The organism is Streptomyces sp. NBC_00273 (genome assembly GCF_036178145.1).
Lineage (GTDB): Bacteria > Actinomycetota > Actinomycetes > Streptomycetales > Streptomycetaceae > Streptomyces.
On the sequence record NZ_CP108067.1, the window covers coordinates 8850420 to 8864441 of the forward strand.

17 protein-coding genes are annotated in these 14022 nt (G+C 72.6%); 10 read left to right on the forward strand and 7 right to left on the reverse strand.

The window, feature by feature from the left end:
* Positions 1 to 6: 6 nt before the first annotated feature.
* Entirely contained in the window at positions 7 to 630 is a 624-nt protein-coding gene (locus OG386_RS39645) for an ABC transporter permease (protein WP_328792167.1), read from the forward strand.
* Positions 631 to 649: 19 nt separating this feature from the next.
* Here the strand turns inward: OG386_RS39645 and OG386_RS39650 are convergent, their stop codons facing one another.
* Positions 650 to 1255, reverse strand: coding sequence for a hypothetical protein (locus tag OG386_RS39650; RefSeq protein ID WP_328792168.1), 606 nt, complete (start codon positions 1253 to 1255; stop codon positions 650 to 652).
* 710 nt (positions 1256 to 1965) lie between these two features.
* Here OG386_RS39650 and OG386_RS39655 point away from each other — a divergent pair.
* The 7 genes from OG386_RS39655 to OG386_RS39685 all read left to right on the forward strand — a co-directional run bounded on the left by OG386_RS39655 (position 1966) and on the right by OG386_RS39685 (position 6943).
* On the forward strand, positions 1966 to 2256 hold the full coding sequence (locus tag OG386_RS39655) for a hypothetical protein (protein ID WP_328792169.1): 291 nt from the start codon (positions 1966 to 1968) through the stop codon (positions 2254 to 2256).
* Positions 2249 to 2545, forward strand: a complete 297-nt coding sequence (locus tag OG386_RS39660; protein WP_328792170.1) for a hypothetical protein — start codon at positions 2249 to 2251, stop codon at positions 2543 to 2545. Before OG386_RS39655 ends, OG386_RS39660 begins: the two co-directional genes overlap by 8 nt.
* A gap of 285 nt (positions 2546 to 2830) precedes the next feature.
* Positions 2831 to 3124: a hypothetical protein gene (locus OG386_RS39665; RefSeq protein ID WP_328792171.1), complete on the forward strand. Its 294-nt coding sequence runs from the start codon at positions 2831 to 2833 to the stop codon at positions 3122 to 3124.
* A gap of 168 nt (positions 3125 to 3292) precedes the next feature.
* Complete coding sequence (locus OG386_RS39670; protein WP_328792172.1) at positions 3293 to 3616, forward strand: hypothetical protein; 324 nt, start codon at positions 3293 to 3295, stop codon at positions 3614 to 3616.
* Positions 3617 to 3783: 167 nt separating this feature from the next.
* Positions 3784 to 4476 (forward strand): helix-turn-helix domain-containing protein, encoded by a 693-nt coding sequence (locus OG386_RS39675; protein WP_328792173.1) that lies wholly within the window; start codon positions 3784 to 3786, stop codon positions 4474 to 4476.
* Positions 4477 to 4598: 122 nt separating this feature from the next.
* Positions 4599 to 5831, forward strand: a complete 1233-nt coding sequence (locus OG386_RS39680) for an MFS transporter (protein ID WP_443053331.1) — start codon at positions 4599 to 4601, stop codon at positions 5829 to 5831.
* Positions 5832 to 5983: 152 nt separating this feature from the next.
* Positions 5984 to 6943 carry a nucleoside hydrolase gene (locus OG386_RS39685; protein WP_328792176.1) on the forward strand — a complete coding sequence of 320 codons (960 nt, stop codon included), beginning with the start codon at positions 5984 to 5986 and terminating at the stop codon, positions 6941 to 6943.
* A gap of 39 nt (positions 6944 to 6982) precedes the next feature.
* Here the strand turns inward: OG386_RS39685 and OG386_RS39690 are convergent, their stop codons facing one another.
* The 3 genes from OG386_RS39690 to OG386_RS39700 form a co-directional block, all read right to left on the reverse strand.
* On the reverse strand, positions 6983 to 8521 hold the full coding sequence (locus OG386_RS39690) for a hypothetical protein (protein ID WP_328792177.1): 1539 nt from the start codon (positions 8519 to 8521) through the stop codon (positions 6983 to 6985).
* Positions 8518 to 9285: a hypothetical protein gene (locus tag OG386_RS39695; RefSeq protein WP_328792178.1), complete on the reverse strand. Its 768-nt coding sequence runs from the start codon at positions 9283 to 9285 to the stop codon at positions 8518 to 8520. The genes OG386_RS39690 and OG386_RS39695 overlap by 4 nt, the downstream gene beginning before the upstream one ends.
* Before the next feature lie 128 nt (positions 9286 to 9413).
* Positions 9414 to 9770 carry a DUF5763 domain-containing protein gene (locus OG386_RS39700; protein ID WP_328792179.1) on the reverse strand — a complete coding sequence of 119 codons (357 nt, stop codon included), beginning with the start codon at positions 9768 to 9770 and terminating at the stop codon, positions 9414 to 9416.
* A gap of 209 nt (positions 9771 to 9979) precedes the next feature.
* Here OG386_RS39700 and OG386_RS39705 point away from each other — a divergent pair, with 209 nt between their 5' ends.
* The gene (locus OG386_RS39705) at positions 9980 to 10237 is read left to right on the forward strand and encodes a hypothetical protein (protein WP_328792180.1); all 258 of its coding nucleotides are present in this window, start codon (positions 9980 to 9982) and stop codon (positions 10235 to 10237) included.
* 587 nt (positions 10238 to 10824) lie between these two features.
* On the opposite strand, the gene OG386_RS39710 is transcribed toward OG386_RS39705, so the two are convergent.
* Positions 10825 to 11214 (reverse strand): hypothetical protein, encoded by a 390-nt coding sequence (locus OG386_RS39710; protein WP_328792181.1) that lies wholly within the window; start codon positions 11212 to 11214, stop codon positions 10825 to 10827.
* Positions 11215 to 11390: 176 nt separating this feature from the next.
* Here OG386_RS39710 and OG386_RS39715 point away from each other — a divergent pair, with 176 nt between their 5' ends.
* On the forward strand, positions 11391 to 12176 hold the full coding sequence (locus OG386_RS39715) for a helix-turn-helix domain-containing protein (protein WP_328792182.1): 786 nt from the start codon (positions 11391 to 11393) through the stop codon (positions 12174 to 12176).
* Here OG386_RS39715 and OG386_RS39720 read toward each other — a convergent pair.
* Both OG386_RS39720 and OG386_RS39725 read right to left on the reverse strand, forming a co-directional pair.
* A complete protein-coding gene (locus OG386_RS39720; protein ID WP_328792183.1) occupies positions 12123 to 12878 on the reverse strand; it encodes a class I SAM-dependent methyltransferase in 756 nt (251 codons plus the stop codon). The genes OG386_RS39715 and OG386_RS39720 overlap by 54 nt on opposite strands.
* 140 nt (positions 12879 to 13018) lie before the next feature.
* A complete protein-coding gene (locus tag OG386_RS39725; RefSeq protein ID WP_189746788.1) occupies positions 13019 to 13681 on the reverse strand; it encodes a deoxynucleoside kinase in 663 nt (220 codons plus the stop codon).
* Positions 13682 to 14022: the final 341 nt, after the last annotated feature.

The following is a 14022-nucleotide window of genomic DNA, read 5'->3' on the forward strand; positions in this document are numbered from 1 at the left end:
TCCACCTTGTCCAGCCCCGCAACCGTTTCGCCGCCCACCGCCCATGCCCACCCCACCGGTCGCCCGCGCGAGGTCGACAACCGCGCGGCCTACCTCAGCTTCGGACTGGCCTACCTGCTCGGCCACGGCGCCGCCGCAGCCTCCGAGGGCGCCGCCCCCTTGCTCGACCTGCCCGGCTGGCTGCCCACGACGCTCCTCGGGGGCGGGCTCGCGGCCGGCATCGTCCTGAGCACCGCCGCCGCCCTGCGGGCGCAGCGAGGAGCCACCCCACCGGAGATCCTCTCCGGCAAGCTGCTCGGCGCCGCCTGGATCACCGCCTTCACCGCCCTCTCCCTTGCCATCACCGGCCTCACCTCCGTGCTCGACCAGCCGGAACTCCAGTCCGTCCTCTGGCCCGCCGGATCCGGCCTGATCGTCGGCCTGCTCTACCTCGCCGAGGGCGCCGTACGCCGCAACCTGCTGCACTACGGCCTCGGCAGCTGGCTCGCCCTGACCTCCACCGCGGCGCTCTCGCTCACCGCGCCCGGCCCCTACTGGGTCCTGGCCGTCACGGGCGGCGGCGCCTACGCCCTCGCCGCAGCCCTCGAACACCGCCGCCTCCACTCCCTCGCGGGACACCCCCGCGACTGACGCTCGGCCTCTCCGCCCGTCAGGGCCGCAAGCCGGCCCGTCTGAGTGCGATCTCGGAGAGGCCGGCGATGACTTGCTGGTCCCCGCGCCGCCACGCGTCAGCGAGACCGCCCGGAGGCGCGGGGAGCGCCGCGAGGTCGCCCAGGCGGCCGGTGAGTGCGCGCAGGGCGAGCAGGTCGGCACCTCCGGGTGCGTCGAGGAGGCGCCGCATGATGATGCTGCGTCGGATCCAGCGCAGGCGTGCGGGGAGCCACAGCAGCAGTACGACGGCCACCGGGACCACGATCAGGGCCAGTGTGGTCAAGGTGGACACCTGGCTGACGGCGTCCTGGAGCGACTGGCCGGCGTCGGCGATCCCGCTACTGGCGTCGGCAGCGGACTGGAGCGGCTTCTTCAGGAGGTCGCCGACGAACGGCACGTTCGAGGCCGCGTCGCCGGCGTTGTCGAGCTCGGTGGCGAGGCTGTCGCCCGAGCTTTCGACCCGCCGCCCCGGCTCGGCCAGCAGCATGATGGCTCCGTGCACGGCCAGGGCGAACCTCACGGCCAGGGCGATCAGGACCACGGCGATGAGGTCCGCGAGGATCTGGCGGTTCCGACGTGCTGGAGTCTGTGCGTAGAGGCGCATCGGCGGGCTCCCGTTCGGGTCAGACGTCGAGGAGGACCGGCCCCGCCGGGTGAGGCTCGGCCGGTCGATCGACCGTACGCCGGACTCGACCTTCGCACCGGTCTCCGTGGACGAACGTCCGCCACGTGACGCCTGGTCGGCGCACCGGGGCCGGCGATCGGCTTCCGCTTCCCGTCCTCGTGGGGACGAGATGAGCACCGCCGCGGCACCAGTAGACGCGCTCATCGAACCGGAGGCAGCACCCAGGGGACGAAGCGTTGGCCCGGTGCAGCGTCCTCGCGCCAGTACCTCAAGACGGTTTCCCGGACGATTTCGAGTCGCTCGGCGGCGATCGGGCACGAGACAGGCTCCTGCCCGCCGGCGTCGGCGTCGGCCTCGAAGGCGACCACGACCTCGGGCGACGGGGCGCGGAAGGGCCGTAGGCAAGGTCCGGGGGCGGTCCTGCACCGCCCGGTCGGCCTGGTCCGACGACGGTAGGACAGGGCGCACACTCAGGGGCTCGCCTGGCCGGGAGTCCGTGTGGGAGCGACGCGTTCGAAGTCGACCCGGACGGTTCAAGCCTGCTCTACGGTCGGTCGGTCGGACGGGCCCGTGGTGCGCAGCAGGTGCGGTAGCGGGGCCGGCGGCCGGAAGGGCCCCGATGTCGTCCGGGCGGTCGACCGCGAGGGCGCCGGCAGGGCAGACTCTGAGCAGAAGGAAAGGGGCGGGCGATGACCGCACAGCCGATTCACCGGCACGAGCCCGAGCGGGTTCCGCGCAATGCGAGGGGCATCGCCGACGCGCTGACGCCGGAGGCCGCGAAGGAGTTCTACGTCGAACTCCTGGCCGCCCGGCCTGAAGAGGCAAAGGGCGTACTGCTGCGCTGGTGGGGCCGTGCGATGCTCGAATCCGATCCGGGCCGGCAGCGCCGCGTCGAGGCCGCACTCGCGGGAACGATTCCTACGATCGCCGTGCAGGACATGCTCGACCGGCGGCGGGCGGCGGGACTGCCCGTTGAGTGAGGCCTTCGGCGACGGCTCGGGGGGCCTGCCGTGCGTGCTGTCCGAGGACGTCACCGCCTTCATGACCGATCCGACGCTGCCGCCCTGGGCAATGGGCCCGATCGTGGCCGCGATGGTGGAGATCGGTGAGACCCGCGGACTCGTCGCTGCAAGCACAGCGGCCGAAGACTGGCCGGAATGCCGGCTCCTGCCGCTCGGTGAGGACGGGGCGCTGGGCATCGTCGAGTACGTGATCGCCAAGGACTCGGTCCCACCGCAGGTGATCGTCACCCGCATCCTGTTGTACTGAACGACCCCGACCGGGCCCGGCCGGCGATGCGCCGGGCCGGTCGCCTGCGCCCACGAGGACCGGGCCGTCTTCGGCAGCGGCCGGTGGCCTTCCACCCCCACGGCCGGAGCCGCGGCCAGGGTCCGCCCCTGCCGGCGCCGGCGGAACGGCAACGGCCGATGTCTGCGCAGGCGTTCCACGCCCTCGGGCTCCTCGCACTGCCCGTCGGCGCCGATCAGCAGCCCCAAGGCGAGCTCCGGAGGCGGGAGTTCCGGCACCCGCGGCCTCCCCTATAGTGCGGAAGCCATGACGGCACTTTCATCCTTCACCTTCGTGCGCCACATCGACGGGCTCCGCTACCACTTCGAGCGGGACGGCGAGCGCAACGGTCGCCCCGCCTTCCGTCGGACGGACGGGAAGGTGTGGTGCGTCTGGTCGCCGATCGACGGCTGGCATTGCGAGGTGTCCGACGGCCTCGTCACCGCCCGTCCCCTGGGCGGTCACGCCGACGAACCCGAACCCCCGGCCACGGTCTGGCGCAGCTTCAAGAACGACCGCTCGTACCTCTATGACCTCCGGACCCCCGACCCCGCCGCGTGATCTGTCGGACAGCGCCCGCCGGGCGACCCGGTGCGCCCCGACCCTCGACGCCCCGGCGGCTGCGCCGTACGGATGGACTCGGGCCGTACGGCGGCCGGTACGGGGTCTCGCCGCCCGGGGCGGCCTACCTTCGCACTGCTCGACCACCCTCCACGAAAGGCAGTACTCGTGCGATCGATCCGTTGCGCCCTGACCGCTCTCGCCGCCGGTGGCATCCTCTTGGCGGGCGCATCCGCCGCCTCCGCCGACGACGCCTTCACCGTCTACGCGCCGGTCAGCAACACGTACTCGATCGTCTTCGGCGACCTGAGCCAGGTGGCCGGTGACGACGTCTTCAACGCCGGCCACGACAACACCGTCGGTTCCCACAACGGTGCTGCGCCGGCCGGGGACATCGGCATGGCCGCCGTCCCCGGGACCCAGATCCTGAGCAACGAGGCCATGATGCAGCGTGCCGCCGGTCAGTGGACCGGCAAGGTCATCGGCAAGTAGCCGCCGGTGGTTCCCGGGGCGCGGGCCCCACATCCCGGCGGGGTGGCGGCCCGTTCCCGCCCTCCGGGGCGGATCCGGCATCTGTGGCTGCACCGGATCGGCCATTTCCCAAAGAAGTTCTGCAAAAATACTTTTGGAAAGCTTCTGAGGGGCTCTAGCCTCCCCACATGGTCAGCGAAGAGCACAGACGCGTACTCGACCCCGAGCGGGACGCCGCAGCCCTGAAGGCCCTCACGCACCCGTTGCGCATCCGGCTGCTCGGGCTCTTGCGGCAGGACGGCCCGGCCACCGCGAGCGAGCTCGGCGTCAGCACCGGCGAGTCGTCCGCTTCCACCAGCTATCACCTGCGGGTCCTGGCGAAGTACGCGTTCGTCGCCGAGGCCGAGCACCGGGACGGCCGGGAGCGACGCTGGCGGGCGGTGCACGCCGTGACCGCCTGGAGCAACGAGGCGATGGAGTCCTCCCCGGGCAGCCGCGCCTTGCTCAGCATGTCGCGCAGGGCCCAGATCGAGCACCTGGAGGCTTCTCTCGTCCGGCACGAGGCCGACATCGCCGATGGACGGCTGCCACAGGAGTGGGTGGGGCCCTCCGGGATCAGCGACCTGATGCCCCGTCTGACACCCGAATCGCTCACCGAACTCCGGGAAGCGTTCGCCCTCAAGCTCGAAGAACTGACCGCCCGCGACGCGGGGGATCCCTGCGCGGCGCAGGTCGTCCTCCTCATGGCAGGGCTGGCCCTCGCGCCACGCGACCCCGCCGCAGAGCCGCACGTCCAGGGCCCCACGACGACGCCTACGTCCACGTCCACGTCCACACCCACGCCCACGGCGATGGCGACGGACATCGAGGACGCGTCATGACCGGGCCGCTGGACACGCGCACCGCACTCCGCCGCTACGTCACGGTCTGCGCGCTCTTCTGGTTACCGCTGGGCCTGAGCCTCGCCCCCCTGATCCTGCTGCTCACCGAGCGCGGCATGACCATGGCCACGATCGCGGGCCTGTTCGCCGCGCACTCGCTGACGGCCGCAGCACTGGAACTGCCCACCGGAGGACTGGCCGACGTCCTGGGACGACGTGCCGTCCTGGTGGCCGCCGGCCTGCTGAACCTGACCGCCCTGGCCCTCGTAGGGCTCGGCTCCGCGCCCTGGCTGCTCGCGCTGGGCATGGTGCTGATGGGCGCCGGCCGTGCCCTCTCCAGCGGGCCGGCCGAAGCCTGGTACGTCGACACCGTCCACGCGGACTCCGGGCCCGAGGCCGATCTGCGCCCCGGCCTGGCCGGCGGCTCCTCCGCGACCTCCGCCGCACTCGCCGGGGGAACCCTGCTCGGCGGTGCCCTTCCCTGGCTGCTCGGAGTCGGCCCCGACCTCGGCGCCCGGCTGAGCGAAGCCTCGTCCGGGCTGGTGGTGCCCCTTTCCGTCCCGCTGTTGCTGGGCGCGGCGGTCGAGATCGCCTTCGTGCTGTACGTCTTGACCGCGCTGTCCGAGCCGCCCCGACCGCCGGCTTCCCTGAGTGGCGTACTCCGGGGCATCCCGGCCACCGTCGTGGACGGACTGCGTCTGGGCGGCCGGGACGCGCTGGTCCGCCGGGTGTTCCTCAGCGCGGGTGCGGCCGGCAGTGCGCTGGTCGCGATCGAACTGCTCGTGCCGGGACGTGCTGCGGCCGTCACGGGCGCGTCGGAGTCGGGGGCGGTGCTCTTCGCCGTACTGGCCTGCGCCGGATTCATCTGCTCCGGGTTCGGTAGTCATCTCGCGCCGCTGACCGCCCGACTGGCGGGCAGCGGTGAGCGTGCGGTCATGGTGAGCCTCGGCGCCGGCGCAAGCGGGCTGCTCCTGCTCGGCGCCACGGCGACGTCCACCGGAGCGGGCGCCCTGGTGCTCTCGGCCGCCGGCTACGGCCTGGTCTACCTCGGACTCGGCGCGGCGGGACCGAACCAGAACGACATCCTGCACCGCCGTGTCACCCGTGCCGGCCGGGCCACCGCGCTGTCCGTCCAGTCCCTCGCCCTGCAACTGGTGGGAGCGCTCACCGGCCTGGTCATCGGGGCCCTGCAGCCAGGACCGGTCCCCTGGTTGCTGGGAGGTACCGCACTGCTGGCGGGATCCCTCCTGTGGCTGCGCCGCAGTGGTCCCGCACCGTCGACTCCCGAGGCGACGCCGCCGCCACGCGCAGCTGCCCCCTCCACGTCCCGAGAAGTCGCCCCCCGCGAGATCTGACCTGCTGCGCCGGACCGGACCCGTCGCACGACCGCCTCGGGCCGGGGCCGGGGCCGGGGCTCCTTCGTTCCCGCGTCGCCCGGACGGGGTGTGGTCAGGGCGCCGGCCCGGCGGCACACTGGAACTCCACGCCCCGCAGAGCCAGGAGTGACGTGCCCGTCCCGATCATCATCGACTGCGATCCCGGACACGACGACGCCCTCGCGATCATGCTGGCCGCCGGGGACCCGGCGGTGGACCTGCTGGCCGTCACCACGGTCGCGGGCAACCAGACCCTCGAGAAGACCACGCTCAACGCCCGCCGGGTCTGCACGGTCGCCGGGATCACGGACGTCCCCGTCGCAGCCGGTTGCGACCGGCCGCTCGTCCAGCCGCTGGACGTGGCCGCCGACGTGCACGGGGTCACCGGACTGGACGGGCCGAGGTTCCCGGCTCCCACGGTGGACGTGGTCCCGGAGCACGCCGTGGACCTCATCCACCGACTGCTGGCCGAGCACCCCGAGCCCGTCACCCTCGTTCCGACCGCGCCGCTGACCAACATCGCCCTGCTGCTGATGCGGTATCCCGAGGACGCCTCCCGCATCCGCGAGATCGTCCTGATGGGCGGTTCGACGGAGCGGGGCAACCGGACCCCGGCCGCAGAGTTCAACGTCCTCACCGACCCGGAAGCCGCCGACATCGTCTTCCGCTCGGGGGTGCCGGTCACCATGTGCGGGCTCAACGTCACGCACCAGGCACTGGCCACCCCCGACGTGGTGGCCCGCTTCGTGGCCCTGGGCACGCCCCTCGGCCAGACCTGCGCGGACCTACTGACCTATTTCGGGTCCACGTACCGCGAGTTGTGGGGGTTCTCCAGCCCACCGCTACACGACCCCGTGGCAGTGGCCCGGGTCATCGATCCCGGGCTGGTGCACTGCGTGGACGCCCATGTCGCCGTGGAGTTGCACGGCCGGTACACGCGCGGCGCCACCGTGGTGGACCTGCACCGCTCCACGGGCCGCCCGGACAACGCGCGCGTGGCCGTGACCCTGGAGACCGGTCCGTTCTGGGACCGGATGTTGGCCGCCGTCGCGGCCCTCGGCGCGCGCGTCCAAGGGCCGGCGTCCTCCTGACGGCCGGCCCCCTCCCGGCCCCGACCGCCATCGTGGCGGTCAGCGCGGCAGCCGGGCGGAGTCCAGCAAGGCGTGCAGCCGTACGCCCGTCAGCCCCGGGTTGGCCGCCGCGCCTTCGGCCGTCGCCGGGTCCTGGAGCAGCGTCTCCAGGGTGTCCCGGGAGAAGAGCGGGTTGGCCGCGGCCGCCCGGCGGACGTGCTCGTCCGGGTCCGACAGCAGTTCCACGGGGGCCCGCCCGGTCGGGTCGGCGGCCGCCAGCGCCCGTACCTCCGGGTCCTCGTGCCCGAGCAGGTGGGCCAGGCCGGTCCGCGGCAACCGGGACTGCACCAGCAGGTGGGGGCGTTGGTCGGGGCGGGCGACGAAAGCCGCGAGGACGATCGCGGCCGGGGCCAGGGGGTGCCAGGAGGCCAGCCGGTGACGTACCTCCTCGTGCGGGTCCCGCGCCAGCCGTCGTACCAGGTCGGCGGGGAGCGTGGGGCATCGGGCGGCCGCCAGGCGCAGCGCCACCTCCTCGGACATCGCGCACGCCCCGTACCAGTCCGGGTCCGGCGTCTCGTACGGTTCCAGGATCAGGCAGCAACATTCGAGCGGGCCCGCGCCCATTTCGTGGTCGACGGCCTCGCACTGTGCCCGGGTGCGGGGGAGCGGCTGTACCCGGGCACGGGTGCGCACCCGTTCGTCGGAGTCTTCGGCGAGCTCCGCCCACAGCGCGGGATCGAGGTCGGCCCGGGCGGCGACGCGTACGCGGACCGCGGGGTCCACGTCACGGGCGAGCCGGACGAGGGCGTAGCCGGGCGTGTACGGGTTGCCGGCGAGGGACCACCGGCACTCCGGATCGGCCAGGCACGCCTCGACGACGGCCTCCGACAGCGCGTAGTTGTTGAGGATCGACCACCGATGGTGGCAGGCCCTTTCCGGAAGCTCCGCTTCCATGACCGCGGGGTCCGCCGTCCGCACATGGTGCTCGGCGCGCGCCCGGACGTCCGGGTGGGGGTCGGCCAGCAGCGCGCTCCGCTGCTCGGAGGTGAGCCCTGACCAGAGGTCGGTCGCGAGGGCCCGCAGTGCGGGGTGTTCGTGCCCCAGCATCCGGTACCGGAAGGAAGGGGGCATCTGGTACGAGGACACGAGCTCCCACGCGATCTCGTTGGCCGTGAGGTGCCCGGAAGCGCCGCCGTCCTCTGCGGTCAGCAGGAAGACGAGGGCGTCGTCGGGCAGCGGCCGGGGCTGGCGCGGGCGCGGGTGGGGTCCCGAGGCGACCTGCGCGCGGACGAGGGAGTGGGGGTCCTCGACCAGACGGGCGCGCTGGGCCGGTGGGACGTGGGGGTTGCGGGCGAAGGACCGGCGCACCCCGGCGTCCGGGTGCACGATCACCGAGTCCATGACCTCCTGGGGAAGGGAGCGCTTCTCGCACAGGATCCGCCGGGCCTCCCCGCCGGCAGGGTCCAGCAGTCGCAGCAGGACGTCGGCCGGGGCCCCCGCGTTGGCCGCGACCCCGCGCAACCACAGGTCTTCAAGGGCAGGGGTGGAATCGGGCTCGGCCTTCGGGCTCGAGTGCGGCCCGGCGGGGTGGCGCGTCACTGGTCACGGTCCCAACGCAGCGCGGCGAACGTGGCGGGGAACGCGATGAGCGCCCAGATGGCCACCGTCATCGCCGCTGCCGTCCAAGCGTCCCAGATCGTGAGGGAGAGGTACGACACGGCCAGGGGTACGACCACGATGGCCAGCCCCTTCGCCCAGCCGAAGCCCACCCGCGGTGTGACGGGGCGCCCGGTGGCATGGCAGCGGGCCCTGCGGGCACTGCCGAACGCGGCGATGAAGGCCAGCACCGTACTCCAGACGAAGACGAGCGCGAGCCCGACGTACATGGTGGCCTCGTCGGGCAGCCCGGGGAGCGTCTCGCTGGTTCCGCCCTGGCGCACGGAGACCCGGACGTCCCGCCAGACGGTGACCTCCACCTCTCCGCCGGGCTTGACGAGATGCGCCAGGTCACCGTTCGACCGGAGATCGAACGGTTGGTCGGCGGGAGCCGGAACGGGGGCCTGCAGTCGCACCCGGAAGACGTCCACCCCCTTGGGACCGCTCTTGGCGCCCTGAGCGGAGAGGACGGTGGCGCGGATCGTACGCAGACAGTCCTCCGTCCCCCGCACCGCCTCCGCATCGGCACACGGCCGAGCTCCCAGGAACGCCTCCTCATCGGCTATCTGATCCGTGATCAGACTTCCCACCGCAGTGGAGAGCCCCAGCAGTACCAGTCCCAGCAGTGTCCAGCCCAGCGCACGCATTCGCTCGTGCCGGGCCCGGTACCGGGCCCCCTCCGGCTGGTCCGTCATGTCCAGTGCCATGTCGGTCTCCCCCCTTGTCGCGTCCTGGGCCCGTCGACCCACTTCCCCCTGCCCGAACTCCCGTTCGGCGGCGACTTCTCGCCAACGACCCTACGCCGCTCCGCAGCACGGCCCGACCGTCGTGGGGCTCAGCCGAGATTGATGGTGCGGGCCACGAACGCCAGCGACAACCGGGTCCGAACCAGCTCTTCGGTGGTCGCGACCTCGGCGGGCGAGGAACCCTTCTCGACGGCGAAGAGGGGATCGGCTCCGGCCGACTCGTAGAGCGTGACCCACTCCAGGGCCGCTTCGACGGAAGCCTGCCGTTGACCCCCGTGCCGGTCGCACGGACCGCCACCCGTCGCGATCGCGCAGGGCTTGCCCTTGGCGTTCAGTACCCGGCACCGCACCACAGGATCATGGGTGTGGCACAGGCCCGACGGTCGCGCCTCGATCTGGCACCGCCCGCCCTGCTTCGTCGTCGCACGGCACTGATTCATGATCATGAACGCAAGGCTACTGGGCTCGTACTCGCTCCTCGCCGGGGCACCCGGACCCTGCCTCTGCCTCCCGGGGAGGCGCGGCGCCGCGGACCGGGGCCGGTGAGGTGAACCCGTACGTCGGATGGCGGCGGGGCGGGTGGCAGCAGTGGCGGTCCGCCGGGGCGGAGCCGAGGCTCTTTTCCGGAGACAAGAACGAGGAAGGGCAGCAGTCCATGCCGCATGCGAACGAGGAGGGCGTCGCCGCGCGCCCGATCGATACGGTGGACCAGCAACGGAGCCGAGCCGGACACCTGCGGACCGCGATCACGCGGACCAATCTGCTCCCGGCGTTCCTGGTGCTCACGGTCATGATGGTCGCCCTGTGGTTGACGGGCATGCCGTTCCTCCAGGCCCTGACGATCTCCACCGCAGTGAAGATCGCGGTGGCTCTGGTCGAACTCCGTCGCCTGCCCGGCCCCGTCGACGACTGACGCGGGGCGAGCCCTGCCACGGTCCGCCCACCCCCCGCCCGACGCCACCACCGGGCCGGAGGCCACGAGCGAGCGTACGCAGACCTGCAGGACCTCCTGTGGAGCCCGGGGCGGTTCACCGTCGTGCGACGGACCGCGCTGCGGCTGATCGCCGACCGGACCGGGCCCGTGCTGGAGCGGTGGCACGAGGAGCGGGACCTCTCGGTCCGGGTGGCCCTGTTGCTGACACCGGGCCGCGCCACGGCCGACGAGGACCCGTCGCGACGAGTCATCCCGCGCGGGGCGGCTGGTCGAGGGCCTGCGAGAGGTGCTCCGCGCGTGGGGGAGGACCCGCTGCTGCCCGGTGACGTCACGCCGTACCCGCAGCCGTGGGAACCTCCGTTGCCGGAACCGGCGGAGGCGGCGGTGCTGGCTCATGCCGCTGACGGGCAGGGGCAGTTGGAGTTCCCCACCGCCCCCACCGCCCTCGCCGACCCCGCCGGCGCGGGAAGCCCTCACGGCACGAGGAGGCCGCGCACGGGTCGACCGGGTGCTCGCGCTGCCGTAGCGCCGCCGGCGCGGGCTTCCGACGCGTGTCGGGGCCGTTCCTAGGCGGACCTGCGGCGCAGGGCCCGGCGGACCACGTACAGGACGACGAGCAGCACGATGACGACGACCACGACGATCAAGAGCTTCTTGAACAGCCCGCTCTTCTTCTTGCTCTTCTTGCCCTTCTTGCTCCCGGTGGTGGCCCGGACCTGGGACGACGTCGGTGCCTGGAGACCGGTTGCCGTTGCCGCGCGGGCGCCGGCGAGGAGAGCGCTCTGCGGGAGCGCCGCGGCGGCATGAGCCTGCCGGACCGCCGGAGCGGCCGCCGAGGCGCTTGCCCCAGGGCCCAGTAGCAGCCCGGCGACCACGAGGAGCGGGATGAGTGCCGCCGCGGCCATCGGGCGCTTCTTCGGAATGCTGTTCGTGCTGTTCGTGCTGATCGTTGTCACGGTGTCCCCTGTTCTCCCCTGCCCGGCCGGTCCGGTGGGATCCGGAAGGTCGTGGCTTGGAAGCATCGTCGACGAGTTCGACCGCCCCGGCAAGGACTTGGAGACGGCGGGCGCGCTCGTCGGGGTGCCCGTCGTCGGGCCCCGGGCGTGGGCGCAGACTCTGGCACCCTGGGCGCATGGGGACGGGGGACGGTCAGGTGCGGGGTGTGGGGCGGGAGTTGGGGCCGGGATTCGGAGTGGGGGAGGGGTACGCGTGGTACCGGGGGGTGTCGCCCGGAGGGTCCGTCCATCGGCACGCCGCCTTCCAGCTCGTCCTGGCGCCCCGGGGCGAGGCGGCGCTCGTCGGGGCGGACGGCGGGGTCGTGCGGGGAGCGGCGCTGCTCGTCCCGCCCATGACCCCGCACCGGATGCTGTCGGCGGGGGATCTGCTCACCGTCTTCGTCGAGCCCCACTCGGCCTTGGCCGACCGGTTGCGCGGGCAGTGTGGTTCCGGTTCGGGGATCGTGGTGGTGCCCGAGCTGCGCCGGCTCGACGAGGCCGAGCTCGGTCGGGCGGCGGCACTGCCCTCGACCGGGCTGGACCCGCGGCTGCTCGCCGCGGCGGCCTTGCTGGAGGGGTGGGAGGGGCAGGAGGAGCCGGTCCCGATGGAGCTGGTCGCTGCCCGGGTGGGACTGTCGCCCCAACGGCTGCGGGCCCTGGCCCGGCAGCAGCTGGGCATGCCGCTGGCGCGGCGGCGCATCTGGCTGAAGCTGCGCCGGAGCGCGGAGGCTCTGGGAGAGGGGCGCAGCCCGGCCGAGGCCGCAGCCGCCGGAGGCTTCGCAGATCAGGCCCACCTCACCCGCAGGATGCGGGAGATGATCGGGATGACTCCGGCGGCCGTGCTGCGGGTGATGCAGGTGCCGCCGGCGTCAGCCGCCGGCGCGCCGGGCGACGTACACCGAAATGGAACCGGTGACGGTTGAGACGACCTCGGCCTCGCGGACCCGGTCGAATCCGGCCTCGGTGATGAGGGAGGGCAGGATGCCGTCGGCGTTGGGCTGGGTGTCGGCCCGACCGTCGGCGAGCTGGACGACGCGGAAAGCGGTGCGCATCAGACGGGTGCGCTGGAGGCCGTAGTCGGCCAGGACCAGCCGGCCGCCGGGCCGCACCACGGTGTGCAGGGCTGCCAGGATCGCCCGCTTCATCGGCAGCGGGCACTGGTGGAGGACGAGGCTGGAGACGGCGGTGTCCGCGCTGCCCGCGCCGAGTCTGTCCGCCAGTTCGTCGCCCATGCCCTGGCGCCAGTCGATGGGTGCGCCCGCGGCCCGGGCCTTGCGGCGGGCGACGGCGAGGATGCGGGGGTCCGGGTCGATGCCGATGATGTGGGCGGCGGGTTCGATGCGGTGCAGGAGCAGTGCCTGGGAGCCGGTGCCGCAGCCGACGTCGACGATCACCTCTGCCGGCCGCGGAGCCACGTGCATGGCCAGCAGACCGCGCCAGAGCCGCTCGCGCACCAGGGCGGCCACGGGGTCGTAGAGGCTGGTGGGGGCGAAGCGGCCCGCGGCGGGTGTGAACGCGCGGACCGCGTGCGCGGTGTCCCGGGTCCGGGTCCCGACGGGTCCCGGAGGTGCGGGAGGTGCGGAGGGTTGACGGCGGGGGCCGGGGGTTTCGCTGGACTGGGTCATGGCGGCAGTGTCCGGTGGCCTGGCGGCGCCGGTCTTGTACGAACCGCTCGCCGCCGGGCCCCTGCCCGGGGTCGCCCCGGGGAGACCCCGATCGAGTACGAGCTCCGTTCGACGGCGGACCGTGAACGGAGCTCGCGAGCTCATCGCCGGTGTGCGACCGCCGCCAGCGTGTCCTTGACTTCCTGCACCACGCGGGCCGCGTCCTCGGGGTTGTTCACCACGTCCGTGTGGTTCATGTCGATGACGAGGACCTCGCTGGCCGAGTAGTGCTTGTGCACCCAGTCGTCGTAGCCGGACCACAGCGTCCGGTAGTACTCGACGAGGCTCTCGTCCTGTTCGAAGCCGCGACCCCGCAGCCCGATGCGGTGCAGCACCGTCTCGAAGTCCGCCTTGAGGTAGACCATGAGATCGGGTGCCTTGCGGTACGGCAGGCCGTCGATCTCGCGCATCATCTCGCCGAGCAGCCCCTCGTACACCTGCATCTCGAGGGAGCTGATCCGGCCCAGGTCGTGATTGACCTTGGCGAAGTACCAGTCCTCGTAGATGGACCGGTCGAGGACGTTGTCCCCCTGCTTGTACGCCTCCTTGATCGAGGCGAACCGCGTCTGCAGGAAGTAGAGCTGGAGCAGGAAGGGGTAGCGCTTCGCCTGGATCTCTTCGGGGCTCGCCGTGTAGAAGAGCGGGAGGATCGGATTGTCGTCCACGCTCTCGTAGAAGACGTCGCTGCCCAGCTCCTTGGCGAGCAGCTCGGCCACACTCGTCTTGCCGATGCCGATCATGCCTCCGACGCAGATCACTGGCATACCTCACTTCTCCCTGGGGGTCTTCTGTTCGTGGGCGGGTGGGCCGTGCGCCCCACACCACTGAGACGCACGCCGGCGGTCTCGCGATTCCCCGGGATCTTCATGATCAGCGTCATGTGGTCGCCGTCCGGACCAGGGCCCTGAGTCGGGCTGGTCTCCTTGACCGGTCGGCCCGGCCGTTCCGCAGCCGCCGCGCAGAGCGACGAGCCGCAGCCCAACGGCCGCCTTGAATCTTAAAGGACGATCAGCCTCCTGCCGGCCAGGGTGCCGGTCCCTCCGTCGCCCGCTCTCCGCGGTGAAACGATCGTCCTGGGGCGGGGCTGCCCTACCGTTGACGGGAT